Annotated in this window: 22 protein-coding genes and 1 tRNA gene; 9 read left to right on the top strand and 14 right to left on the bottom strand. The window is 46.8% G+C overall.

The genetic code is table 11. The annotated features are described in order from the left end of the window. Nucleotides 1-128: 128 nt before the first annotated feature. Nucleotides 129-1598, bottom strand: coding sequence for a PLP-dependent aminotransferase family protein (locus FDW97_RS12780; RefSeq protein ID WP_137351123.1), 1470 nt, complete (start codon nucleotides 1596-1598; stop codon nucleotides 129-131). 126 nt (nucleotides 1599-1724) lie between these two features. Between FDW97_RS12780 and FDW97_RS12785 the strand changes: the two genes are divergently transcribed. The 8 genes from FDW97_RS12785 (at nucleotide 1725) to FDW97_RS12825 (ending at nucleotide 8811) form a co-directional block, all read left to right on the top strand. Beyond that, nucleotides 1725-2174 (top strand): GNAT family N-acetyltransferase, encoded by a 450-nt coding sequence (locus tag FDW97_RS12785; protein ID WP_038637894.1) that lies wholly within the window; start codon nucleotides 1725-1727, stop codon nucleotides 2172-2174. A gap of 117 nt (nucleotides 2175-2291) precedes the next feature. Next, on the top strand, nucleotides 2292-3098 hold the full coding sequence (locus tag FDW97_RS12790; RefSeq protein WP_137351124.1) for an AraC family transcriptional regulator: 807 nt from the start codon (nucleotides 2292-2294) through the stop codon (nucleotides 3096-3098). Between the two features lie 236 nt (nucleotides 3099-3334). Further along, nucleotides 3335-3946, top strand: a complete 612-nt coding sequence (locus FDW97_RS12795; RefSeq protein WP_137351125.1) for a LysE family translocator — start codon at nucleotides 3335-3337, stop codon at nucleotides 3944-3946. A 101-nt stretch (nucleotides 3947-4047) separates the two neighbouring features. Further along, a complete protein-coding gene (locus FDW97_RS12800) occupies nucleotides 4048-5058 on the top strand; it encodes a LacI family DNA-binding transcriptional regulator (protein WP_038637887.1) in 1011 nt (336 codons plus the stop codon). A gap of 140 nt (nucleotides 5059-5198) precedes the next feature. Continuing rightward, nucleotides 5199-6650 (top strand): Na+/H+ antiporter NhaC, encoded by a 1452-nt coding sequence (gene nhaC, locus FDW97_RS12805; RefSeq protein ID WP_038637884.1) that lies wholly within the window; start codon nucleotides 5199-5201, stop codon nucleotides 6648-6650. A gap of 12 nt (nucleotides 6651-6662) precedes the next feature. Then, nucleotides 6663-7835 (top strand): MalY/PatB family protein, encoded by a 1173-nt coding sequence (locus tag FDW97_RS12810; RefSeq protein ID WP_087856458.1) that lies wholly within the window; start codon nucleotides 6663-6665, stop codon nucleotides 7833-7835. A gap of 297 nt (nucleotides 7836-8132) precedes the next feature. Then, entirely contained in the window at nucleotides 8133-8387 is a 255-nt protein-coding gene (locus FDW97_RS12820; RefSeq protein WP_038637880.1) for a zinc ribbon domain-containing protein, read from the top strand. A gap of 31 nt (nucleotides 8388-8418) precedes the next feature. Continuing rightward, a complete protein-coding gene (locus FDW97_RS12825) occupies nucleotides 8419-8811 on the top strand; it encodes a VOC family protein (protein ID WP_137351126.1) in 393 nt (130 codons plus the stop codon). Between the two features lie 156 nt (nucleotides 8812-8967). Here FDW97_RS12825 and FDW97_RS12830 read toward each other — a convergent pair. The 13 genes from FDW97_RS12830 to proB all read right to left on the bottom strand — a co-directional run bounded on the left by FDW97_RS12830 (nucleotide 8968) and on the right by proB (nucleotide 23078). Next, nucleotides 8968-9043 (bottom strand) — tRNA-Thr (locus FDW97_RS12830). 203 nt (nucleotides 9044-9246) lie between these two features. Beyond that, nucleotides 9247-9711 carry an isoprenylcysteine carboxylmethyltransferase family protein gene (locus tag FDW97_RS12835; RefSeq protein WP_038637720.1) on the bottom strand — a complete coding sequence of 155 codons (465 nt, stop codon included), beginning with the start codon at nucleotides 9709-9711 and terminating at the stop codon, nucleotides 9247-9249. Nucleotides 9712-9825: 114 nt separating this feature from the next. Then, the gene (locus FDW97_RS12840) at nucleotides 9826-11274 is read right to left on the bottom strand and encodes an EAL domain-containing protein (RefSeq protein WP_137351127.1); all 1449 of its coding nucleotides are present in this window, start codon (nucleotides 11272-11274) and stop codon (nucleotides 9826-9828) included. Nucleotides 11275-11615: 341 nt separating this feature from the next. Beyond that, on the bottom strand, nucleotides 11616-12086 hold the full coding sequence (locus FDW97_RS12845) for a hypothetical protein (RefSeq protein ID WP_038637718.1): 471 nt from the start codon (nucleotides 12084-12086) through the stop codon (nucleotides 11616-11618). After that, nucleotides 12061-12798: a winged helix-turn-helix domain-containing protein gene (locus FDW97_RS12850; RefSeq protein ID WP_121528633.1), complete on the bottom strand. Its 738-nt coding sequence runs from the start codon at nucleotides 12796-12798 to the stop codon at nucleotides 12061-12063. Before FDW97_RS12850 ends, FDW97_RS12845 begins: the two co-directional genes overlap by 26 nt. Before the next feature lie 141 nt (nucleotides 12799-12939). Next, the gene (locus tag FDW97_RS12855) at nucleotides 12940-13638 is read right to left on the bottom strand and encodes a fimbria/pilus periplasmic chaperone (RefSeq protein ID WP_038637713.1); all 699 of its coding nucleotides are present in this window, start codon (nucleotides 13636-13638) and stop codon (nucleotides 12940-12942) included. Then, a complete protein-coding gene (locus FDW97_RS12860) occupies nucleotides 13635-15251 on the bottom strand; it encodes a fimbrial protein (RefSeq protein ID WP_137351128.1) in 1617 nt (538 codons plus the stop codon). The genes FDW97_RS12855 and FDW97_RS12860 overlap by 4 nt, the downstream gene beginning before the upstream one ends. A 4-nt stretch (nucleotides 15252-15255) precedes the next feature. After that, nucleotides 15256-17748: a CS1-pili formation C-terminal domain-containing protein gene (locus FDW97_RS12865; RefSeq protein ID WP_137351129.1), complete on the bottom strand. Its 2493-nt coding sequence runs from the start codon at nucleotides 17746-17748 to the stop codon at nucleotides 15256-15258. A gap of 57 nt (nucleotides 17749-17805) precedes the next feature. Further along, on the bottom strand, nucleotides 17806-18483 hold the full coding sequence (locus FDW97_RS12870) for a hypothetical protein (RefSeq protein ID WP_038637707.1): 678 nt from the start codon (nucleotides 18481-18483) through the stop codon (nucleotides 17806-17808). A 53-nt stretch (nucleotides 18484-18536) separates the two neighbouring features. Beyond that, nucleotides 18537-19118: a common pilus major fimbrillin subunit EcpA gene (locus FDW97_RS12875; RefSeq protein WP_038637704.1), complete on the bottom strand. Its 582-nt coding sequence runs from the start codon at nucleotides 19116-19118 to the stop codon at nucleotides 18537-18539. A gap of 596 nt (nucleotides 19119-19714) precedes the next feature. Further along, the gene (locus FDW97_RS12880; protein WP_137351130.1) at nucleotides 19715-20434 is read right to left on the bottom strand and encodes a Crp/Fnr family transcriptional regulator; all 720 of its coding nucleotides are present in this window, start codon (nucleotides 20432-20434) and stop codon (nucleotides 19715-19717) included. Between the two features lie 278 nt (nucleotides 20435-20712). Continuing rightward, nucleotides 20713-21963 (bottom strand): glutamate-5-semialdehyde dehydrogenase, encoded by a 1251-nt coding sequence (gene proA, locus FDW97_RS12885; protein WP_085047718.1) that lies wholly within the window; start codon nucleotides 21961-21963, stop codon nucleotides 20713-20715. A gap of 11 nt (nucleotides 21964-21974) precedes the next feature. Continuing rightward, complete coding sequence (gene proB, locus FDW97_RS12890; RefSeq protein ID WP_003031373.1) at nucleotides 21975-23078, bottom strand: glutamate 5-kinase; 1104 nt, start codon at nucleotides 23076-23078, stop codon at nucleotides 21975-21977. Between the two features lie 289 nt (nucleotides 23079-23367). Between proB and phoE the strand changes: the two genes are divergently transcribed. Then, on the top strand, nucleotides 23368-24423 hold the full coding sequence (phoE, locus tag FDW97_RS12895; protein WP_042310379.1) for a phosphoporin PhoE: 1056 nt from the start codon (nucleotides 23368-23370) through the stop codon (nucleotides 24421-24423). The last annotated feature ends 19 nt before the right edge of the window (nucleotides 24424-24442 follow it).

Genomic DNA, 24442 nt, shown 5'->3' on the forward strand with positions numbered 1-24442 from the left:
GCGTCAAAAGTTTCAAAAGGCCATGCCGCCAGATATGTCTAGTCACGAAAATCGCTCGCTTCGCAGTACGCTTCATAACCATACTTTGCATGGCAAACAACATTAAGACGTTCTGAACAAATTATTATTTAAATAACCTGAGCCAGACGACGTATCCCATCAACAAGTGCCTCTGCCGGGTGATTTGCAAAACCAATCAAAATCCCCTGTCGGGTGATATCTCGCTGGTAATAACGGCTCAGTGATAGTATTCCCATCCCCAGTGCTCTGGCTTTTTCCTCGACATCATTTCCGGTCAATCCGTTTTGTAGCCAGCACACAATATGAACGCCAGAGTCAGAAGGCTGAACAATCATTTTATCAGCAAGGTATTCTTGAATAGCATTGACCAGCGCAGTTCTTCTTTCATAACACGCCTTGCGAATTCGACGCACATGACTGGCATAATGCCCATCCTCAATAAAACTCGCCATCATTGCCTGCTCAAGATAGCTGGTGCCGAGATCTGTAAAATATTTCGTCACCATAATCTGTTCTTGTAAACCAGGCGGGACAACTAAAAAACCTAAACGGAATTCTGGATACATCATTTTCGAAAATGTACCGGCATAAATAACCCGTTGATTGTCATCTAATCCCTGCAATGCCTGTAAAGAACGATCGGCATAGCGGAACTCGCTATTATAATCATCTTCAAATATCCATGCCTGGTTTGACTTCGCCCATTCCAACAGCTCAAAACGCCGGGATAAACTCAATGTTCCACTTAATGGATATTGATCCGACGGGACAACATAGACCAGCTTAGCGTCAGGGAAATGATCAATACCATAGCGGACGTTCATTCCTTCGCTGTCTACCGGTACCGGCCTCACCATTGCGCCAACAGACATAAAAGCCCCTCGTGCGCCTTTGTAACCCGGTTCATCCAGCCAAACTTCATGGCCTGTCGACAGCAGCGCTCGTGCGGTAATGTTCAATGCTTGTTGGATACCATTTACGATGATTATCTGCTCTTCGTTACAGTTCACTCCACGCGTTGTTTTGATGTAACGACAAATCGCTTTTCTCAAAGGAAAGTATCCGCAAGGATGAGTGTGGCACCCCAATTGGTGTCGGGATTGTCTCCATACCCGTTGCAGTAATTTGCCCCATAGTGCGTGCGGGAAGAGATCCGTACAGCCAACACCAACCGCAAATAGACGGTTCATGCCGCGCCCTTCATACTCATTTGACCATAAATCGCGCACAGGATTATTTTGGCCATTTACCTGTTCATCAGGCGCGACGACTTCCCCCGACGCTATCATTGGATAGCTATTGCTGATACTCCGATCCGGAATATTGTGCGCAACATAGGTTCCAGACCCTTTCCGGGTCAAAATATACCCTTCATCTAATAGCCTGTCATAACCGGCAATCACTGAATTTCGTGAAATTGCCATCATCTCGGACAACGCCCGGGTTGAAGGCATCTTTGTTCCTGTTGGTAATCGGCCTGCAAGAATGTGTTCACGAAGAGCATGATAAACCTGTTCCTTCACGACACCTTTTCCTAAAACAAATCCTTGAAATAAAGGTGCATTATTTTTCTTCATTGTATTAACCTTTATGCTAAAAGTGGATCCTATCAATAGGTAAAAAGTGTCTCTTTACCAGAATTTATAAAGCCCCTAGGATCATACTCCTGAGACATTATTCTTATACAATATCAGGAGAAATATATGAATAGCAAAAATACTATTACTATTGCAGCTGCAGAACAAGAAGATTACTCCAGCTGGCTTCCTTTATGGATAAACTACCAAACATTTTATCGTACTAAAATTTCAGATGAAGTAACGAAATTAACATGGGAGCGCTTTCTGACGCCAGACGAACCAGTTTATTGTGCAGTTGCCAAATATGATGGTAAAATTGTGGGCCTGGTGCATTATGTTTTTCACCGTTCAACCTGGGCAGAATCAAACTATTGCTATCTCGAAGATCTATTTGTTAGCGAAGAAGTGCGCGGTCAACATATCGGTAAACAGCTGATCGAGTATGTGCAAAAGCAAGCCCAAAAAAACCATGCGTCAAGATTATACTGGCACACGCATGAAACCAACCTGCGTGGACAAAGACTGTATGACTGGGTTGCCAAAAAGAGTGGGATGATTGAATATCGTATGTGAGAGAAATAATACTTTTCACAGACGTTAATCATTCAGTTTAAAAAAAATCAAAGATTAGCCTCTGAGTAGATATACTCAGAGGATGTACTGATAACTCATCACCCCGGTCTTAATTCGATGAAGAAAGAACGTTTCACAACCCTTCGATGTGGGATGGCAGGTGTCCATGCGGTATCTGCCGATACGTCCTTCCGGTTTGGGCGTCATACTCATGATCAGTTCGGCATTGGCTTAATCGTTCGTGGAGCTCAGGTTTCGATGAGCGGGCGCGGTAGGGTAGAAGCTGTAGTGGGGAATGTGATCACCGTTAATCCTGGTGAAGTCCATGATGGCTCACCTTTGGGAACAGAAAGCAGGTCGTGGCGCATGCTCTATTTCGACCCCACCGTTTTGTCCGGCGCCATGCAAGTTCTGACGGAAAGTCGCTCTGGCTGCGTTGAGCTATCCAGCCCAGTATTTCGTAATCGTGAGCCTGCGGCCCATTTCTCGACACTCTTTCGAATTCTGACGGATTCCCGCGGCGGGCACAGCGAAATTGAACAGGAAGAAACCCTGCTCTTTTTACTGGCAGGCTTACTCGCAAGCCCGCGTATTGAGAAAAAAGGCGTACCAAAATCAATTGTCCTGGCAAAGGAGCGTATTGATGATGACCCCTCATTACCGTTATCACTCCATGAGCTTTCAGCTCTGGGAGGCGTGAGTCAGTTTCAGCTACTACGCGCTTTTTCTACAGTCACAGGGCTTACTCCACATGCTTATCTTATCCAGCGGAGACTGCAAAAGGCGAGGCAGCTTATCGCTGGAGGAATGCCTCTTACTGATGCCTCCTATACCGCCGGTTTTGCAGATCAAAGTCATATGACGCGACTTTTTGTTCGTACTTATGGCATAACGCCCGGCGCCTATGCTGCAGCGATAAAGTAAGCTGCAATTTTATTCAATACACCAATCGTGACACTCGGCATGCTGCTGGAAACATTCCGGAAGAGAGATTTGCCAATGTCACTATTCTACCCTCCCCTCATTCGTAATCATGTTGAACGACTCTACACTGGAATAATTCATGCTGATGGCATTATTCCCCGTACCAACCTCGCAGCGCAGACTCAGTCGCCCCGTTACATCGAGTCCGAAGTAAAAGTCTGTGGGAGAAATTCATTATGACGCTTGAGTTTCTCCTTACCACTCTCATTATCGTGGCATCTCCAGGGACTGGCGTACTCTATACTGTCGCCACGGGCATTTCAGATGGTGCTCGCGTAAGTATAATTGCTGCATTGGGTTGCACGCTGGGTATTGTTCCGCACATATTAACAGTTATTACAGGACTGGCTGCAATACTGCATACCAGTGAAATGGCCCTTCAGATAATTAAATATTTGGGCGTAGCATATCTGCTTTATATGGCATGGAAAACGCTTAATGAAAATAAAAATCTGACTATGGCTAGTAAAACTAAAAAACAGAGTTTAAGGCAAGTTATAACCTCGGCGATACTTATCAATCTACTCAACCCCAAACTCTCCATGTTTTTCCTGGCATTCTTACCGCAGTTCGTTATAAAAGGTGAGATCTCACCTGTTTCTCAGATGCTGGAGATGAGCCTGATTTTTATGGTTATGACTTTCTTTGTATTTACCGTATATGGAATTAGTGCAGCCAGCATACGCCAGCATGTGGTTGCTAATGCTGCTGTGCAACGTTGGGTATTGCGTTTCTTTGCTGTTGCGTTTGCCGGGCTTGCCGTTAAACTGGCATTGATGCAAATCTAGACGTCAGATGAAGTCATGATAAATAAAAGCCAATAGTTAATTTTCCAAATAAAAACCAGTGATAAGCAAATTCTCAAGCATCAATAAGGTAAAGAGCCGGTATGGCAACGATAAAGGATGTTGCAGAGTTAGCAAGAGTATCCACCGCAACCGTTTCACGCGTTATTAATCAAACTGCATGGGTTGAACCGGTGACGCGTGAGCGTGTTGAAAAAGCTATGCGCGAGCTGAACTATCATCGCAATGCCGCCGCAATTGCATTAGCGAAACGCAGCGGGGACATGCTCGGGTTATTGACCGGCAATCTTGCCGATCCTTTTTTTGCCAGACTTGCCCGAGGCGTGGAAGAAGTATCACGCCAGCAGCAATTTCGGCTGATGGTATGCAGCGGTGGCCACGATGAAGGAATGGAAAAATCCGGGCTCGATTTCCTGATCAACCAGGGCTGTGAAGCTATTGTGGTCCATGCCAGTAGGCTCTCCGAAAAAGAACTGTTGCGATATGCCGCGCATTTCCCGGCCATGGTCGTCGTGAATCGCTATATTGCCGGCATGGCCAATCGCTGCGTATGGCTGGAAAATAGTCAAGCAGCCAAAACAGCCACGCTACATCTACTGGAACAAGGACACCGTTGTATTGCCTGCGTGACAAGTGATTTACCGATTATCGATCGTCGTGAGCGGCTGGAAGGCTATCAGCTGGCGCTGGCCGAATATGGCATTACGCCAGATAAAAACTGGGTTATTAGCGTCCCCTTCAATGAAGAGGGGGGCGAACGCGCTGCGCATCAGTTGCTAAATTGCGGCATCCCTTTCACCGCAGCGGTGACATTTAATGATGTGATGGCCGCCGGGATTATGCGCATCCTTCATCAACAAGGAATTACACTGCCACAGCAGCTTTCAATCGTTGGGTTCGATGATGTGGTGATGGCGCGCTATCTCTATCCCGCGCTGACAACAATGCATTACCCCGTTGAACGGATGGCGCGCTGTGCTTCGCACCTGGCGATACAGCTTTTTAAGGGCGCAACCCAGCGTCCCAGTGTGAATAGCTTCACTGCGGATCTGGTGATCCGCGATTCTGTTCTTCCCCCCGTCATCAATGCGTAAATCGTCAAGCCCCTGAATTGTGATCGACTTCAAGTTTAACGTTCTCATGTAATCGCTTACATGAGGGCCAATGAACGATCACAGTCAGGCCTAAGGGTGTTCTCTACTCTTGAACGACCTTACAGACTGGAGATTCATGAATGAATGCCTCTCAAAATCAGAAAAAAACGCTCTCATTTGGACTGGCAGCGATCCCTATTTTAGCCATGCTCCTGCTATTAATTATTGGCTACGGCATTATGGGGTTACGCATTGAACCTTTGTTACTGTGCTCTGCCGCTGTCGCCGCAGGGATGGCGTGGTGGCAAGGGTATTGCTGGGAAGACATCATTAATTCGGTGGTTGATAAACTTGCCAAAGCAATGCCGGTTATTATGATTCTTATCTGCGTTGGCGGCCTGATTGGAACATGGATGTTTAGCGGCACCATCCCTTATATGGTGTACTGGGGACTTAAACTCATCAGCCCCGAATACATTCTCATCGCCGCCTTCTTTTTGACCAGCGTCGTATCCGTATGTACCGGAACCTCCTGGGGTTCAGCCGGAACGGTGGGCGTAGCATTGATGGGGGTTGCCGCCGGACTGGATGTCTCGATGGCAGCGGCTGCGGGAGCCGTTGTTTCAGGTGCTTACTTCGGCGACAAGATATCGCCGCTGTCAGACTCAACTAACTTTGCGGCCATTGTCGCAGATACTACCCTTTTCGAGCATATTCAGCACTTATTGTGGACCACAATTCCCAGCTTTCTGCTTGCAGCCGTGGTTTATTTAATTGCGGGCCACAGCAATATGCTGGGCGAGGTCGCCACGCCACAACGGGTGACCGATATTGTCAACGCCCTGGAGTCGCTGTACCACTTCAATATCATTCTTATTTTGCCGCCAGTAATCGTTTTATGGGGGGCGATTCGTAAAAAACCGGTCATTCCTTTAATGCTGAGCGCGTGCGTATTAGCCCTGATTCTGGGCGTTGTGATGCAGGGACTTAGCATCAAGCAAGGACTGGATGCCTTTATCGATGGCTTTAATATTACGATGTTCCCGCAAGGGAGCGAGGGCATTATTGCGGATGTACCACGCCTGCTTAACCGTGGCGGAATGTTCTCAATGATGAGCACTATCCTTCTGGTATTTTGCGCATTCTCTTTTGCCGGGGCTTTAACGTTAACGGGGGCGCTCAACATTCTTATTAACCGCCTGTTGACCGTCATTCACAGTGTCGGTCAGCTAATTGCGGCGACCATTGGAACCACCATTCTGGTGACCGGTGCGACAAGCGACGGCAAACTCGCTCTTCTGGTTCCAGCTGAATTATTTAAAGACGCTTACCGTCGTATGGGACTGGATACTAAAAATCTGTCCCGCACCATTGAAGACGCGGGCACAGTTATTGAACCGCTATTGCCGTGGACCTCTGCCGGAGTCTATATGGCAACGACATTAGGCGTGAGTACGCTGGATTTACTGCCATGGGCAATTCAGTGCTATGCCGCAATCTTCTTCGCCTTGATTTATGGTTTTACAGGAATCGGTATCGCAAAAGCGCCATCAGCGGCAGGTACAGCTAAAAAAATTACGGCAACAGAATAGGGAGAGCATGTAATGGATTTTAATAAGGTTATCGATCGCCACAATACCGGTTCGCTGAAATGGGACTTTATGACGCGATATTTCGGCGAAGATACACATGAACTGTTGCCAATGTGGGTTTCTGACTTTGACTTTGCTTGCCCCCCTGCCGTTCAGGAGGCTTTAACACTCCGCGTCGGGCACGGCATTTTTGGTTACAGCGAACGCCCACAAAGTTACTTTGATTCATTAAACTCATGGTTCTCCACCCGCCATCAACTGGAAATAAAGCAGGAATGGGTCTGCAGCATTGAAGGCGTCGTTCCGGGGTTATCTCTACTGGTGCAAATGCTGAGTCAACCCGGTGAAGGCGTGGTCGTTCAGGGGCCGTACTACGGCTCATTCGCCAAAATTATCTCTCTGAACGGCAGGCAGCTCCTGGAAAACCCATTATCTGAGGATCCGGTTACGGGTTATCAAATGGATTTTGTGCACCTGGAAATGTTATTCCGGACTGAACGCCCACCGTTGATGATTTTATGTAATCCGCATAACCCAACTGGCCGTTGTTGGTCTGCGCAGGAGCTGGAACAGCTACTCACCTTATGTGAGACCTATAATGTTACGTTGCTGTCTGATGAAATATGGGCTGACTTATTACTGCCAGGGGAAAAATTTACTTCAGTTTTGCATCTGGGAGAGCGCTGGCATTCGCGCGTTATCTCTGCCACCTCCGCCAGTAAAACGTTTGGTTTGTCGACACTACGCATTGCTAATTTTCTGATACCGGCACCGGCATTGCGTGAACACTTTTTACGCCGTCTGGATGCCCATGGGCTGGATGTGTTCAATGCGCTATCCGTCGAGGCAAGTACGGCAGCATGGCAGCATGGCGCGCCCTGGTTAGACGAGTTACTTGGTTATCTGGCTGAAAATCGACGCTGGTTTATTCAACAGATTGATGAATATCTCCCGTGGGCCCGGGTTGTTCCTTCCCAGGGGACGTATCTGCTGTGGATCGATTGCAAAGCGCTTGGACTGGATGATGAGCAACTCAAAGGGGTTATGCTTGATGTTGCCGGTATTGCGCCTTCAATGGGAAATAGCTTTGGTTCGGCTGGCAAAGGTTTTATTCGCCTGAACATGGGATGTCCACGCGCTTACCTCGAAAAAGCGATAGCGGGGTTGAAGCGTATTACAGTTTAATCTTCCTGCAAAAATAAAGTAAAAATCCCCGCCATCCGATGAGGATGCGGGGACATTCACAAAATCATAGAGAGCTAAAATTACTTAGCTCGCCGATATCATGCTTAAAGGTCTTTTATTTCGTAGTCCGGTAGATGACATTGCGTAATAAAAGCATTCAGCGTTTCGATATCCGGCAGTGCGGTCAGCGCCCCCTTGCGGGTTGTCGCGAGCGCTCAACAATTGATCTAGCCCCCTAAGTTCTCTCGTCATTGGGTGTATATTTATTAACCACCCCTCTAACAAAAGGAACGTTGTATGACAGAGCATGAACGGTTTTGCCAGGCCTGCGGAATGCCAATCTCCGGTAGTGATGCCAACGTTGCCAGCAATCAATATTGCACCTGGTGTAGTGATGCCGACGGTAATTTGAAATCCTGGGATGAAGCCGTTGCAGGTCTGGCGGCGTTTCTCGACTCATGGCAAAAGGTCGGCCCGGAAGAGGCGCGTATACGTGCTAAGCGTTATCTTACAGCGATGCCCGCCTGGGCGCATAAGGCGGATAACCACTGAGCCTTCTGGCATCATGAATATGAGGGACAGTATGTTTTCTTACATTATGTTAGGTACCAACAATCTCCCACGCGCCATTCAGTTTTACGATCCGCTAATGGAACTGCTTGGGCAACCGCAGGCCGGGCGTAATGAAGAAGGGGCGTCGTGGGGAACATTCAACGGCAACCACACCGTTGGACTGTGCATCGGCAGCCCCTTCGATCGACAACCTGCCAGCGTTGGTAATGGCACGATGGTGGCGCTGAATGCTTGTTCCGTCGAGCATATTGAGCAGTTACACACCCTCGCGCTCAGTCTGGGCGGCACAGATGAAGGCGCACCGGGTCACAGGCCGCAGTATGGTCAGGGATTTTACAGCGCCTACGTACGCGATCCGGACGGTAACAAGCTCGCGTTTATCTATTACGCGAATGTAGCCTGAAGGAGTCTTTATCCGGCAATTCTGTTATCGGTGTGAACTCGACAGGCTCAGAACCCAAAAGCAGTTCAAATCTTTACCCCGAGTCGAAAAGTATGCGTGCGGCGCGAGAGGAGAAACGTGGTTTTCTTAAAGGCCGGAGGACGTCCTGGCTTGAAATGGTGCCGATAAGAGGAGTCGAACCTCCGACCTTCGCATTACGAATGCGCTGCTCTACCAACTGAGCTATATCGGCCCTGAAAAGGACATGTCCACGAATGTGAGCACGGGATAGAAGGTTAAAACTAACCGGTCGATGCGTCAATGGCCTTGTGAATCAAACGCCTATTTTTGCATCACCCAGATTCAATTACGCACGAATCGTGTCATCACCCGCTACGGCGGAACGCGCTCAGCGCTTTCCGTGTTCGCGATAGCGCGTTATTGCATCAGACATTTCTATAACCAACGACGAACCCGTTGCTCATAGCGTTCCCATTCCGGCCCGAAATGTTTTCGCAGCTGTTCTTCTTCAAAATCGATATGCAATCTGGCTATCACCAGCATAAATAATGGTACAGCCAGTATCCCGGCGAGGCTGCCGACGTAGAAAGCGAAGGCCAACTGGAGTCCGCTCATTCCAAGGTAAATAGGGTTGCGGCTCCAGGCGTAACAACCTTCGGTAACAAGCGTGGTCGTTCTTTCCGTATGAAGCGGGTTCAGCGTCGTGCGTTTCATCCTCATCTGCCACACAGTATGCAGTGCTACCGCCAGACTAACACAGGCCAGCAATAGGCTTACGACGATATTCACAGCACCGAACGTAAAATGCGGGGTCGCCGTCAACGCATCCATGACAAGAAATAATACTAAGATGAGCGGTGGCGGAAACCATACTCTTACTTTTGTCAGAAATGTACGCATGGCGAAGGGCTAACCTCAAAACTTTTGTATTGAACATTAATACAGTTATGAATAACCCTTTTAGGATAAACAAACAAACGATGCATCGCTCAGAACAGCAAACCCTCTTGAGATCTAGGTTGAGAAAGTTGAACCAGATACAGGTTCATACAAACTAACAGAGTGCTCGTAATACCGGATAAAATCACTAAATGTCACTGGCGGTAAAAATTGATAGCCTTGCAGGTAATCAACTCTCTGTTTTCCCAGCCATTGCTGTTGAAAGTCATGTTCAACGCCCTCCGCTACTATGCGTAGCCCTAAAAGCCCGGAAAGATGAATAATTGACTCAAGCATAGGAATATGTTGCTCAACCTCTTTAATAGCCTTAATGAATGTTTTATCAATCTTGATTACATCCAGGTCTAACTCATTGAGATAGCAGAGGTTAGCGTAACCGGTCCCAAAATCATCTAAAGCAAACAGAACGCCTCTGTTTCGTAATGAACGAATAAGCTCTTTGATTGCTGGAGTGATTGTAAGCGTCTGATTTTCAGTTATTTCTATCATCAGTTTTATGGGTAATTTTTGCGTCATTTCCATAAAGTTAAGGCATTCCCAATAAAAGACAGGGTTACTTAAACCTGATGGGCTGACATTAAATGAGACAAATAAAGTGTTGTTAATCCCTACACCTCCGCCGACGAAATCACGCGCAACGACGGTCATTAAATAGCTGGTCAACTCATTAATCAACCCACTTTTTTCTGCCAATGGAATAAACTCACGTTGAGAAATAGCGTAGTTATGCCCCTGTGGCCAACGAGCCAAAACCTCAACGCCGCAAACATCACCACTGGTATTTACTATGGGTTGAAAATAAGGAATGATTTCTTCATTCCTTATTGCCATACTCAGTCGGCTAGTATCTGAAACATCATACACCTCATCGTAAATCATATTCTCCGCTGTATATCTTAGCGGTGAACTGTCTTCACGCAAGAAATTATTCCTGGTTAAAAAAATGATTGTTTCATTGAAATGAGAAAATCCGAGCCGAGTGGTAATTTTTTCCCGATATCGATATACTGACTTAATTGTCAGCGAGTTGGCAATACAAAAATCGTGCAATCTTTCTTTAGTGAAAGAAGCATACAACATTTCTTCCTCAAACTCGGTTAAATAAAAAGTAAATAGTGGTGAACCTCTGTTAATTTCGGCTATCTCACCAGGTGCCAATAAATAATCTTTTAACTGAGAGATCACCTTCTCTGATAATTCCCATCCATTAATAAAAACAAACTCTTCATACCCTCGATTAACAGCCTGGTTTTCACTCATCCGAAGAACAATACAGCTCATATTAATGAACTGTGCACTATTTCTCTGGAGCCACTTCCTGACCAGGAATAATGGCAGTCGATTATCAATAACCAACACACAGGATGGATATTGTGGTATGACGGGTTGCGCTCCAGAAATATATGTGCGCGCATCAACCAGTACTAAATTTGGCAAAGACGCTTTTAACCCTGAGAAAAGGAAAATATCATAACTGAGAAGAAAAGCCTTTTTCACATTCATAATTATCACCAACTTTAATTTATGGCATAGCAGGTCCCTCGTTTTATGCACGAGAGCATATACAACACCTTCGACCTCCAATAATTATAAGGCGGTGCGTGAGTTAACTTTTTCCATAAGTCATATTACACAGGTTAGGAATTTATGATTACAACTGTCCATATGAATATCCCCGTCAAATAGTAAGGCCATTTAAAATATTGAAAAAGGAAAATTCCCATTTTCTAATCAGAACAAATAAATTTACTCACTTTCACAACAAGACGAAACATAAAACCATAAAAAAGCAAAACAACAACATATGTAACTAAAAAAATTTGTAATACAATATATCAACTTTGTTAAGCAGCCCGACAAACCATAAGCGTACGTCGCAAATCTCTTATCCCATAAACATTTCCGGCGATACGGACAACCTTATAATAGAAAATATCCTGCCGTGACATAAGCAGCTCAGTAATTTCATCAGGGACATTATCATTTTTATTTTTAACAATAGCCACGCGGCGAGTCTGTCGGTATCCATCGTGATCTTTACCAATAAATTTCAGGACGACATTACGATCTACGGCATAATGTTTGCCCTGAATGACGAGACTTCCTACCTGAGATACTCGCCCTTCGGTGGCGGAAGATATCCGGAAGACAAGAAGGACTTCACCTTCAATTTTCACCCCCTGAGTTTGAGCTTCCAGATGCAGATAATTTTTGGCAGAACAAGTCAGCGTCTCAGGTTGCAGATGAAGGTAAAAATATACTGTTATCGCTGCAAGGAGGATCACCCCACTAATAAATATAGTTTTCGCATTCATGCGCAGCACCTCGTTTATCTAGCGAACAAACTCCAAGAAAGTTCTCTTTAAGAGAATTGCTTGCTGATAAATTATTATCATCATAGAAAACTATTGTTTTCTTACCGCTATGACAAACCGAATTTACTTTTCGCCACATATCAGAGGATAAGAATGCTTTCGTTTTATCAGCATTATTGTCATCTGCAGTATAAAGTTCACAATCACCTACTGTCCTGATGTAGATAAAATTCCTGGTACCTGTATTAAAAGTCTTCACGATAAAAAAAGTGCTTGCGATTAAAGCGATTAATAAAATGAGAACAAAAATTTTTACGTATTTCACTTTTCTTGATGGAACTGCCATTTCCGTTTTAGGTACCAAGCGCCTGTCTTGATCCTCACTGGAGGATGTCGATGCGTCACGGACCGCAGCATGGAACAAAAATCCCTGTCTGGGCAATGTTTCAATGGGGTTCTCCGCCCCCAACTCGCTAAATGCTTTTCGTAAGACACTTATACTTTTATTAAGACTATGGCCGGATGGCACCATGCCATGCTTTTCCCATACTTCCTCAATGATAAATTCGCGGTGGAGCTGTTGATTTTTATGAGTAATGAGTAAATCAAGTAGTCTCGCTGTAGACGGCGAAAGAATTATTGTAGTATCGCCATGTTTCAGGCTTTTCCTGGTGGAATCGTACTCAACCTGATCATTAATTATACTTTTCATACAACCTGACTCTTAAATACCGTAATATTGAGTTCGGATGGCCAAAATTTCATCTACTCTGAGCTTATGACTGTATTTTATAAAGATACATACAGTATAGATTCAATATCTCATCATGACATATCCGATCAGATTCAATACTTACTCACGATTGAGTTTGAAGCACCCCTGCCCCACGGGTAGGTATTTCTGCAAGGCAACTATAAATTTTCTGTTTTGTGTTTTTAGTTGGCTACTACGCCAGGTTTCCCCCGGCAACACATAACGCATGGTGGCTTCATCATCGGTTGAGTTGCACCCCTGGTGTACGATGATTTTAAAAAAAGTATTCCCGGTGTTTTTCAGCGTTCCGTTAGCCTCATCAATGGTGTAGGTCAGATTTATTTTTCTCGGACGAACAACCAGTATGGTGTCCATAGCGATCACCGGGAGAGCCTGTCCCCCTTTTCCTTGATTACGCTCGGTAAACAGCGTGATCGGCATTTCACGAAACAGAATTCTATAATAACGCTCCTTATCATCCTGCGGTCCACGGTAGAAAATCTTAAAAAACTCACTCGCCTGCGGTGCCAGTGAGAAATTCAGCGGTGTAAACAGAAGTTCGCCTTCAGCAATGGCGCTTCTGTTTTCACCTCCCGGCCCCGGCTTATCAATTTTTACGGCGCTAATACTGTACAAATTCTGTTTGTGGCTATCGTTATAGATTCGCTTACTGATAAATGATTTATCCGATGGCATCTCATAGATGGTCGACTCCAGGTAGACAGCCTGTGCAGAGCATGCAGTCAGCCCACAAAAAAAGACAAATGCCCATCTAAGTGCGAAATGGTAGCGATTCATGGCGTGACGCCCACCCAATTCGCCGTCACTTTTATCTCTCCGCTGGCGCTGACGACACCTTCCCAGTCTGCTCCGGAAACGGTTAACAGCGAACGTGAATCATTCATGGGGAAAAGCAACTTCAAATCAGTCGTATAATAGCTTCCATCGTCATTGTTATTGGCGTCCCAGGGCGTCTGTTGCCACTGCGCATCGCTCATGCTGACTGGTGCTTCACTGCAGCTATTTCGTTTCTGCACCACGCCCCCCGACTGGCTGTTGTACTGCAGAAAGGCGGGGATTGGGACGGATAGCCCGCCTTGCGTAGAGGTAAACAGGCAATAAGGCACACTATTGATCGTTGTACTATCCCCGATAACCTGGGCGGTAATGCTATCGGCCTGACGAGGGCCTGAGACGGTTACGGTGTAATCCATTTCTATAGGAGCGGCATCGCCAATCGTGCCACTGCCGCTCGCAGAAGCTGTGTTGTCCGAAGAGACAATACTGATTCCATACTCCTTCGGCACAATATTGAGCTGTAACGAAGGGGTAAACTGGTAGTGCCCTGACTCTGGTGTTAAGCCATTATAAAAACCGAAAGTAAACGGCTGACTGTTAGTAATACTGATCCCTGAATCGACGAGATTTTTCAGAAATACTTTCGACAGAAAAATATAAATATACTCCCCGGACGTGGTGAAAACGTTGTAATACGCTGTTGAAGAACCATAGTTATACCAGTTTGAGCCATTCCCGGAGTATCTCACGGTGGCCGCTCCGGGCGTAAAACCAAGCATCGCCGTGTCAACATAAGCGCGAAACGTCAGAGAGGGGGTCAGATTAGCCGTTTGTTGCAGGTTATAACTCACCATCTTGCAAATCACACCGTCTGTGCCGCCCACCACGCCAAGCTCACAATAACCAGAGTCTTTGGTGATGCTCGGCGTTCCGTCGCTGGCAACCCAAAGTTCCTGAAACGCATTAGTGGATTCAAGCGACAGATGCCCGCGTTTGGTCAACGTATAATTAACGTAATTCCATGATCCGGTCGACTGGTCTTTGCAACGCTGTCCGGAAGAATAATCATAATTTACAGACGTATAACAGCGGTTGAATACGTAGGTTTCGCTGCTACCGGTAGACACATTGCGAAAATACTCATAGGCAGTATCCGTTAGAGAGGCGAATCCGTAGGCTCCGCCAACAACGCCTGCGACAGATCCCACCTGTGCATGATAAAACCCGTTATTGTCAGTTCCTTGCCCGGCAATAAACCCGGTCGATGGACACTGGGTTCCACTATAACAACGTATTCCCCGGAAAGGCCCATTAATCGGGGAATTATCAATCCACATATCCTGATAATAATTTCCGGGTGCAGTCCAGCCCACAAAACCTAAATATCCGAGACTGACCTGCGAGGTACCGTATTTTATCCACGTATTTGACCCGCTGAAGCGCGGATCAAGTGCCGATGGGGTAATAAAATATTCACCATCTATAGCATTTTCAATAAACAAATAATTGTTGCTAACTGAGCCGGACGAGGAGGCCTTCAAAGCTAAAACAGGCAAAGGCGTAAAGCTTCCCACAGCACAGATTAAAATAGCCAACTTATTTAATACTTTCATTTTATTACCTCTGTGCCATAGTGGTTTGCGTTGCGCATTTCACCTCACCCACCCACGCTGCGCCGCGTGCTTTTTCCAGATCGAGATCGGCTTCACAAACGCTGCCATTGGCTGAAATTAGCGTGATGACCGGATATTTTTTATCAATATCGATAGCAAACTCACCCTTTTCATCGGTACGTGTTTTCCCGATGTGGTTATGAATATCGGTATTTGCAGCTAACTGCCCATCAGGGTAACGAATACGCCCAAACACGGTGACCATGCTTTTCACTTCAGGGTTAATAACACCAACGTTACCCGGATATAGCGTCAGTTCCTGCTTGCGTCCTGAAACAATATCGAAGCTGTCCTCAGAGTTTTTATCATTGAGAATTTCCAGCTTGTACTGGGCATAGGGCGGCAGTGCAATGAAATTTGATTTACCGCTGAGAAGATAATTACGATTGTTAATCTTCGCCGCCAGTTTCCCCTCACCGGTCAAATCTGTTTTCACGATGACACCTGACCGTTGCCTCTCTTTACTCAGACCAAAGTCTTTCCCAGCCCACGCCAGAGAGCCTTGAGAAGAGAAGTTCATATTGGTGGAGTTATCCGCGGAACGCGTTACCGATACGGTACCGGCGTTATATTTCGTGTCATAACTCAAATTGCCGTTTATCGAATAGTTGTTGTCGTAATATTGTTCACCACTCAGACGGGTTGACGCCGCCAGGCCGACTGATTTAATGGGGCCTTCAGTATACTGCTTACGCGCGCTGAGATTCCCCTGGGTGCTGCCATAGCGATCCCGGGAAACCCCCATGCTCAACCAGGAAGCCAACGGCAACGATAAATCCAGGCTGACATAACGTTCCTGTCGCCCATCGTCATTTCGGTTGTTGTAGTAATAACGCTGGATCCCGGCACGCAGTCCAACCGAGGCATATCTGCCTGAATAAAGGGTCGTGCTGTAGTCCAGGTTACGGTATTTATTGCCTGAATAGCGATTCTCCGTCTGGCTAACGGTGAGCGAACCGCCATGAGGAATAAACTTTCCGATATTCAGCGTGCCGCCAATGGAATAATTGTCACGTTCCTGCACGGGCAAACGATCGCCAATTTTACTGTCTTCACGCGATGCCCAGAGAGAGCCATACCCCTCAGGCACATTGAGATTAATGTTACTGATGTTTCGCCATGACGAATCATTCGCCACCAGCGTCTGAGTGCCAATGCTTACGTATTCATTCACATTGAGTGTGACATCCGTTTCATTAACCGCATTGTTGTCAAAACCGTAGAGCGTGGATTTCAGGCCCAGTCCCGACAATACCGCCAGCGTTACCGATGCGGCCCCGCCAGCAATCCATGTCTGCTCGCTGCCCAAATCCTGATAATGATTTCGCTTATAGCTCACACGATCATAATCCAGTGAGCCGCCAAAAAATTGCCACGAGAGCTGATCAATTCCGGCTGCTTGTTGGCGGGCAAAGATTTTATTTACCCTGCTGATACGACTATTAATTGTCCGGCCATTGACCACGATATCTACCGTGACGTCATAAACTCCATACGGAAAACGACTGGTATCAATTTCATAGCTGCCCATATTAAAGTTCTGCACGCTGAGCAATCGCCCGTCACGAAAGACATGAACCTCGCCAGCGGCTGGCAAAAATACGGTAATCGGCGTGAGCGAAAGCGCGGTATTTTCAACAACCGTACTTCCTTTATTTCCATAGCTCACACCGTAAATTTTACCGCCGTTCAGCGCATTCAGGCTGGCAATAGACTGGACATTCCAGGTGTCAAGCATCCCAAGCGCCAGTCGATACCCGTTATAATCGCGCTCATACATCGCCCGATAGAGTTTGCTGGTGCCATTGCTGTCGCCTATACCGTAAAACGAACCGTTAATGTTGATATGGTGCTCACGCAGCGATGTTGTATTGTCTACCGTCAGATAGCTGCGAGTACTGCTGCCGTTGTGATAATCGTTGTAGTAGGTACCAAAGTTATAATTCAGGACATTGGAGAGCGTCTCCACACTGGAAGGCCCAAGCAGACTGCTGCGTGCGACAATCGCTTCAGTTAGCGCATCTTTACTAACAATCATCTCCAGATGAAATGAAGAGACGTTAAGCTGCAGGCGTGCATTAGCCGATAGCTCGATATTGGTATTATCGTGAAACTTCACATCACGAATTTTTTCCACCAATGCGCGGGTTTTTCCAGATAACACGGCATTATTAGGTAATTCAGTAAGCGTCAGGGATTTAACGGTAATATTACCATCAACAAGCGAAATTACCGCATCGGCAATTTTTTGCTGACTTTTCTCGTCAGTCTCGTTGTAGCGAATATATACCGGTACCGTCATTCCCTGCTCCAGTGAACGGGCGAAAGCGCTGGGAATAACGTAATTACCCACTTTTACTGGGGCTGCATGTGAAAATCCTGGTGTCAACGCAAGAAAAAGGCAAAAGCTACCGCCGACAATGTTTTTTGTTGTCATATGCATCCTTACATTCCGGTATTTTATTTATCCCGTACAGATGGCTGCAATCGACCATCACTTCACTGTAATAAACTGCTTACCGTGCCAGATACCGATCCGTGAACGGCTATTATTAATATCGGTAAACTGTAATTTTATTTTCGTACCTGGCATAATGTAATAACGTTCGCGACAGCCTCGTCCTCGATCGCGGGCCTTCTCTTTACACGTGCCATAGGCGATCACTCGAAACGAAACATTGCCAGTATTGGTAATAACATCGCCATTTCGGTTATATTCAAAACGCTCCTTTCTCGGCGCAACCACCAAAATAGTTCCAATTTCAGCCGACGCTGTTGCAACCGCCATTTTATTGGCCCGGGTTTCCGCGCTCTCGGTAACCGGTTCATCAATCCATTGCAGACGATAATAACGCTCAACATCATCTGCTGGTCCTTTATAGAAAAAGCGAAATACATCCTTCGCCTGACCAGGAAGAATAAGGTTGGCAGGTGTAGAAAGTAACTCTCCGGAATTAACAGGCTTTATTTCGACTCCGCCAGCTAAAGGTGATGACAATTGTTTTACCGAAACACTGACATAACGCGCCGCATCAGTCGTATTGGTAATTTCTTTCGATAATGAACTCTCAGCAGAAGTCATTATCGATGTAATTTCACCAACATTAATTGCCCATCCGGGAAAAGATACTACTAACCCTACCAACATCGCTGTCGGTAAATATTTTTTCATGACACCATTCCTGATAAATTCGGGAGATAAAATTCTCCCGAATTTTTTATTACTTAGGTAGTCGTCCAGGTTGCATTGAACTGTACTTTTACATCACCAGTCCAATAGCCGTCTGGCAGGGCAGAGTAATCCGTTACTGCCTGGGTACCATCAGAAGTCGCTGACGTGATGGTGAATTTGAAGTTGGATTGATCGCTGACACGAGCAGCACCGTTATAAGCGCCATCAGCCATCAGGCTTTCAAGACCAGAAGTCGAACTGGAGTTGACCAGGACAGTATCTGAAGACTTAGTCAGCGCGGTGCCATTCCATGCCACTCCTACGTTCAGGGTAGATGCATCACCACTGGCGTTGGTCAGAGTGTTGCTAATGATCTGCGCAGTCAGCTCAAAATCAGTTGCCGTCTCCTGGCCCTGAATAGTCACATCAAAAGCACCGTCCTGAGAGTTGAAGGCATTCAGTCCTTCAGCATACTGGAAAGTCAAAGAGTTTAGCGGGGTGACAACCAACATGCTGGTGGTATCTTTTGTTGCCGTCGCATCCCACGAGGCAGTTGCAGAAGCAGTAACATCTGCCATTGCATTTGCCGCAACAAATACAGAAGCCAGAGAGGTTACTAATAATAGTTTTTTCATTTTTATCTTCTCCTAAGAACAAACTCACCACCGAGTCTTATTATTAAGTCACTCCAGCGGTTCCATTAATTGCGAGCCAGAATTGCCGCGCAAAAAAATTATCATTTGAATTAAGTAACATCTCAACAAACCCTGAAACGCAGAAATTACAAAAGACTAAGAATTTTCTTACACAAATAGTCTTCCAGGAACTTTCCCAAGATATATTTACTCAAAATAAGCCGCATTTCAGAATTATTAACCACACAAATAAGTCGAACCAAACAATTCATCTTTTTTATGTTTTTGATAAATATCAAAAAGGTCATACAAATAAAACCCTAATAAAATCCTTACAAAACATAAAGATAATTAAAATATTTATATCTTTTCTAAAATGCTGACTATTTGTTACAACTTTGATAAATTTTCATCTTCACAAGAAAATTCTCATGAAACTTTCGTTTGAAGGGGAATATTCTTATAAACAAAGCAAAAATCTGGAGGATTAATACTCGAATTGATAATTATTTCACACAAATAAAACCAGGAATTTTCCATATAAAAAGAATATTCCTGGTATTGCAAGAAAAAAATCATATTCATAAAAGCGAGAATTAGATGAAGCTTTTCAAACCGAGATAACTATTAAGTGTTACCGTACGTACACGATGTAAGGTAATCAAATCTTGTTGTTCGAGTGATTTTAATGAACGGCTGACGGTTTCAATTTTAAGATCGAGATAACTGGCAATTTCTTCCCGGGAAAAAGGCAATCGAAGCGTCGTTTCCGGTCTGCCAATACGCAAATGCATCTCGTAAAACTCCACCAGGAAAGCGGCGATTCTGGCCTCCGCGTGTTTATTCGCATAACGCCGCAATTTCTCAACAATGAACCCATTATCTCTGCACAGAAACTTGATGACTGCTGCGGCAACTGAAGGATCCTTCTCTGCGACCTTGAACAACCGCGCGATGTCGATATGGCATACTTCCGCAGTCGTTGCAGCCCTGATGGTGGTCAGATACGTTCTCCCTTCGACAGCATCCAGCGCCATGATATCCCCTGGAACATAAAAGCGGCTGATAAAAACGTTATCGCCACATTCCACGCTGGACTTGCAATACCCCTCATGAATCACAAAAAGCATCTCTGCGGCTTCATCCTGCCGAGCGAGAATCTCACCGGCTTTAAACTTCCTTCTTTTGTCTATTAACTTGTACTCATTATCACGATCAATAGCAGCTCCCTTTGGACACAGCGAACAATGGCGGGGTGGGAACGGATTGCCGAGCGGCACAACAGGAATACTAAGTTTGTGAATATCCGATTTCACGCAACAACTCCTCATAAAAATGAGACTGATTCTAATAGAACAAGCGTGGGGAACAATACGTGAACCGCAGACCAGGAAAATTCATTCCAGACAGGGAAAATTCTGTGCTGGCTTACTTTCTGGCACAAACGAGAATATGAATAAATATAGTCTGCTGCGGATGATTAAAAACGCAGAGCTAAAACGAACGCGGGTATGGCGAAGAAGGTTAAAACAAACCGGGCGATGCATTACTGGCCTTGCGAATCAAACGCCTGTTTTGCATCACCCGGTTTCAATTACGCGCGAATGGTATCATCTCCGAAGCCAATCCACTTGTATGTGGTCAGTGCTTCCAGTCCCATTGGGCCACGCGCGTGCAGTTTTTGCGTACTCACCGCCACTTCAGCCCCCAGTCCAAACTGGGCGCCATCGGTAAAACGGGTGGAAGCATTCACGTATACGGCAGAAGAATCAACTTCATTCACGAAACGGTTGGCGTTGCTGAGCGTGCGCGTCAGGATAGCGTCGGAGTGTTGGGTACCGTGTTCGCGAATGTGCGCGATAGCGCCATCCATATTTTCGACCACCACAACGTTCAGATCCAAAGACAGAAACTCGTTATCCAGCTCTTCCGGTTTCAGCGGCACCAGTTTGGCCGGGCCATGCAGTACCTGCATCACGATTTCGTCGCCATGCAGCGTAACACCGCTTTCCGCCATCTTGTCGCTTAACGCAGGCAGGAAACGCTCAGCGATATCCTGATGCACCAGCAAGGTCTCCACGGTATTGCAGGTGCTCGGACGCTGGGTTTTGGCATTGACGATAATCTTCAGCGCAGGCGCGATTTCAGCAGAATCATCCACATAAATATGACACACGCCAATGCCGCCGGTGATGACCGGGATAGTCGACTGCTCGCGGCACAGCTTGTGCAGGCCCGCGCCACCGCGCGGGATCAGCATATCGATGTACTTATCCATACGCAGCATTTCAGCGACCAGCGCGCGATCCGGATTGTCGATTGACTGCACCGCTGCTGCGGGTAAACCGCAGGCTTCCAGCGCCTTTTGGATCACCGCCACGGTCGCAGCGTTAGTCCGGTAAGTCTCTTTCCCGCCGCGCAGGATCGCCGCATTACCGGTTTTCAGGCACAGGGAGGCAACATCAACGGTAACGTTAGGACGCGCTTCATAAATCACGCCAATCACGCCCAACGGGACGCGACGACGCTCAAGACGCAGTCCGCTATCCAGCAGGCCCCCGTCAATCACCTGCCCGACAGGGTCAGCAAGATTACACACCTGACGCACGTCGTCAGCAATCGCTTTCAGACGCGCAGGGGTCAATGCCAGGCGGTCGAGCATTGCTTCGCTCAGACCATTTTCACGCGCCTGTTCTACATCCTGCTTGTTAGCGCTAAGGATACTTTCCCTTTGCGCTTCCAGCTCATCGGCTATTTTTTCCAGCACGCGATTTTTTTCGCGGCTGGAGAGCAGCGCCAGCTTGTATGACGCAGCTTTGGCAGCAATGCCCATTTGTTCCAGCATATGCCTGTTCCTTAACGGGTAATCATGTCGTCGCGATGGACAGCAACCGGGCCGTATTCATAGCCGAGGATGGTGTCAATCTGCTGTGAGTGGTGTCCGGCAATACGGCGGAGCGCGTCGCTGTTATAGCGGGTCACGCCGTGGGCGATATCGCGCCCTTCGAGATTGCAGATACGAATCACTTCACCACGAGAAAAGTTGCCTGTCACGCTTTTAATGCCTTTTGGCAGTAATGAACTGCCACGTTCCAGAATCGCTGCGGTCGCGCCCTCATCGACGGTAATTTCCCCGGCAGGCGGCGCGCCGAAAATCCAGCGTTTACGGTTTTCCAGTGGAGAGGCCTGAGCATGAAAACGCGTTCCAACGGAAACGCCTTCCATCACATCGCCAATCACGCCTGGCTTGCTGCCTGCGGCAATGATGGTGTCAATCCCTGCGCGGCACGCGACATCAGCGGCCTGCAATTTCGTGCCCATACCACCCGTTCCCAGGCCAGAAACGCTGTCGCCGGCAATGGCGCGCAACGCATCGTCAATACCGTGAACGTCTTTGATCAGCTCCGCCTGCGGATTGGTGCGCGGATCGGCGGTGAAAAGTCCTTGCTGATCGGTCAGCAACAGTAGCTTATCGGCTCCGGCCAGAATTGCCGCCAGCGCCGAGAGATTGTCATTATCGCCGACTTTAATTTCGGCGGTCGCCACCGCGTCATTCTCATTGATGACAGGAACGATGTTGTTGTCCAGCAGCGCGCGTAACGTATCGCGGGCATTGAGGAAGCGCTCACGGTCTTCCATATCCGCACGCGTCAGCAGCATCTGCCCGATATGGATACCGTAAATAGAGAACAGCTGTTCCCACAGTTGAATCAATCGGCTCTGCCCTACCGCCGCCAACAGCTGTTTCGAGGCTATCGTCGCCGGAAGCTCAGGGTAACCAAGATGCTCACGCCCGGCGGCGATCGCGCCTGAGGTAACGATAACAATACGATGCCCTGCGGCATGAAGCTGCGCGCACTGGCGAACCAGTTCTACGATATGGGCGCGGTTCAGGCGGCGCGATCCGCCCGTTAACACACTGGTGCCAAGTTTTACCACCAGCGTCTGGCTGTCACTCATGATTCTCTGCCATTCAAAATTGGGGAAAATGATATCAAACGAACGTTTTAGCAGGACTGGCCCCGGTTGCCAACAGCCAGCGCACAAAGCATGAAATTTTATTGCGCAGGATCAGCAAGCGTAGCGGCAGATTTTGATGCATTTATTACAGAAACATAAAAACACTCTTTTTTAAAAATATTCTTACTTTGTCATAAAACGTTCATTGCCAGACGTTAAAAACCTTCCTGTCTTTTAACGGGGATCACACCCAGTGAATATTAGCGCGTACTTTTAATCAGGAATGAAAATGAAAAAGAGCACTCTGGCATTAGTGGTGATGGGGATTGTGGCGTCGGCATCCGTACAGGCAGCTGAAGTGTATAACAAGAACGGTAATAAACTGGATCTGTATGGCAAAGTTAAAGCCATGCATTACATGACGGATTATGACAGCAAGGACGGCGACCAAAGCTATATCCGTTTAGGCTTTAAGGGCGAAACGCAAATTAATGATGAACTGACGGGTTATGGTCGCTGGGAAGCAGAGTTCGCAGGCAATAAAGCTGAAAGTGATTCCAACCAGCAAAAAACACGTCTGGCCTTTGCCGGTCTGAAATTAAAAAATCTTGGCTCGTTTGATTATGGTCGTAACCTGGGTGCGCTGTACGATGTAGAAGCGTGGACTGATATGTTCCCGGAGTTCGGTGGCGATTCTTCTGCACAGACCGATAACTTTATGACCAAACGCGCCAGCGGCCTGGCGACTTACCGTAACACCGATTTCTTCGGCGTCGTGGATGGCCTGGATCTCACCCTGCAATATCAGGGTAAAAACCAGGACCGCGATGTGAAAAAACAGAACGGCGATGGTTTTGGTACATCCGTTACCTATGACTTTGGCGGTAGCGATTTCGCCGTAAGCGGCGCTTATACCAACTCCGATCGTACCAATCAGCAGAATCTGCAAACTCGCGGTACGGGCGATAAAGCAGAAGCCTGGGCAACGGGTTTAAAATATGATGCTAACGATATCTATATTGCGACGTTCTATTCTGAAACGCGCAATATGACGCCGATTTCCGGCGGCTTCGCCAATAAAACGCAGAACTTCGAAGCGGTTGTTCAGTACCAATTTGACTTTGGTCTGCGTCCGTCACTGGGTTATGTGCTGTCAAAAGGTAAAGATATTGAAGGCGTCGGCAATGAGGATCTGGTGAATTATATCGACGTTGGCGCCACGTATTATTTCAACAAAAATATGTCCGCGTTTGTCGATTATAAAATCAACCAGCTGGATAGCGACAATAAACTGGGCATCAACGATGATGATATCGTTGCCGTCGGTATGGTTTATCAGTTCTGATTTAGGATAAAAAATGCCG

The organism is Citrobacter sp. wls708 (genome assembly GCF_005281255.1).
Lineage (GTDB): Bacteria > Pseudomonadota > Gammaproteobacteria > Enterobacterales > Enterobacteriaceae > Citrobacter > Citrobacter werkmanii.

Coding starts and splice junctions, on each gene's coding strand:
- FDW97_RS12780 (WP_137351123.1), bottom strand. CDS start 1,598: ATGAAGAAAAATAATGCACCTTTATTTCAAGGATTTGTTTTAGGAAAA.
- FDW97_RS12785 (WP_038637894.1), top strand. CDS start 1,725: ATGAATAGCAAAAATACTATTACTATTGCAGCTGCAGAACAAGAAGAT.
- FDW97_RS12790 (WP_137351124.1), top strand. CDS start 2,292: ATGAAGAAAGAACGTTTCACAACCCTTCGATGTGGGATGGCAGGTGTC.
- FDW97_RS12795 (WP_137351125.1), top strand. CDS start 3,335: ATGACGCTTGAGTTTCTCCTTACCACTCTCATTATCGTGGCATCTCCA.
- FDW97_RS12800 (WP_038637887.1), top strand. CDS start 4,048: ATGGCAACGATAAAGGATGTTGCAGAGTTAGCAAGAGTATCCACCGCA.
- nhaC (WP_038637884.1), top strand. CDS start 5,199: ATGAATGCCTCTCAAAATCAGAAAAAAACGCTCTCATTTGGACTGGCA.
- FDW97_RS12810 (WP_087856458.1), top strand. CDS start 6,663: ATGGATTTTAATAAGGTTATCGATCGCCACAATACCGGTTCGCTGAAA.
- FDW97_RS12820 (WP_038637880.1), top strand. CDS start 8,133: ATGACAGAGCATGAACGGTTTTGCCAGGCCTGCGGAATGCCAATCTCC.
- FDW97_RS12825 (WP_137351126.1), top strand. CDS start 8,419: ATGTTTTCTTACATTATGTTAGGTACCAACAATCTCCCACGCGCCATT.
- FDW97_RS12835 (WP_038637720.1), bottom strand. CDS start 9,711: ATGCGTACATTTCTGACAAAAGTAAGAGTATGGTTTCCGCCACCGCTC.
- FDW97_RS12840 (WP_137351127.1), bottom strand. CDS start 11,274: ATGAATGTGAAAAAGGCTTTTCTTCTCAGTTATGATATTTTCCTTTTC.
- FDW97_RS12845 (WP_038637718.1), bottom strand. CDS start 12,086: ATGAATGCGAAAACTATATTTATTAGTGGGGTGATCCTCCTTGCAGCG.
- FDW97_RS12850 (WP_121528633.1), bottom strand. CDS start 12,798: ATGAAAAGTATAATTAATGATCAGGTTGAGTACGATTCCACCAGGAAA.
- FDW97_RS12855 (WP_038637713.1), bottom strand. CDS start 13,638: ATGAATCGCTACCATTTCGCACTTAGATGGGCATTTGTCTTTTTTTGT.
- FDW97_RS12860 (WP_137351128.1), bottom strand. CDS start 15,251: ATGAAAGTATTAAATAAGTTGGCTATTTTAATCTGTGCTGTGGGAAGC.
- FDW97_RS12865 (WP_137351129.1), bottom strand. CDS start 17,748: ATGACAACAAAAAACATTGTCGGCGGTAGCTTTTGCCTTTTTCTTGCG.
- FDW97_RS12870 (WP_038637707.1), bottom strand. CDS start 18,483: ATGAAAAAATATTTACCGACAGCGATGTTGGTAGGGTTAGTAGTATCT.
- FDW97_RS12875 (WP_038637704.1), bottom strand. CDS start 19,118: ATGAAAAAACTATTATTAGTAACCTCTCTGGCTTCTGTATTTGTTGCG.
- proA (WP_085047718.1), bottom strand. CDS start 21,963: ATGCTGGAACAAATGGGCATTGCTGCCAAAGCTGCGTCATACAAGCTG.
- proB (WP_003031373.1), bottom strand. CDS start 23,078: ATGAGTGACAGCCAGACGCTGGTGGTAAAACTTGGCACCAGTGTGTTA.
- phoE (WP_042310379.1), top strand. CDS start 23,368: ATGAAAAAGAGCACTCTGGCATTAGTGGTGATGGGGATTGTGGCGTCG.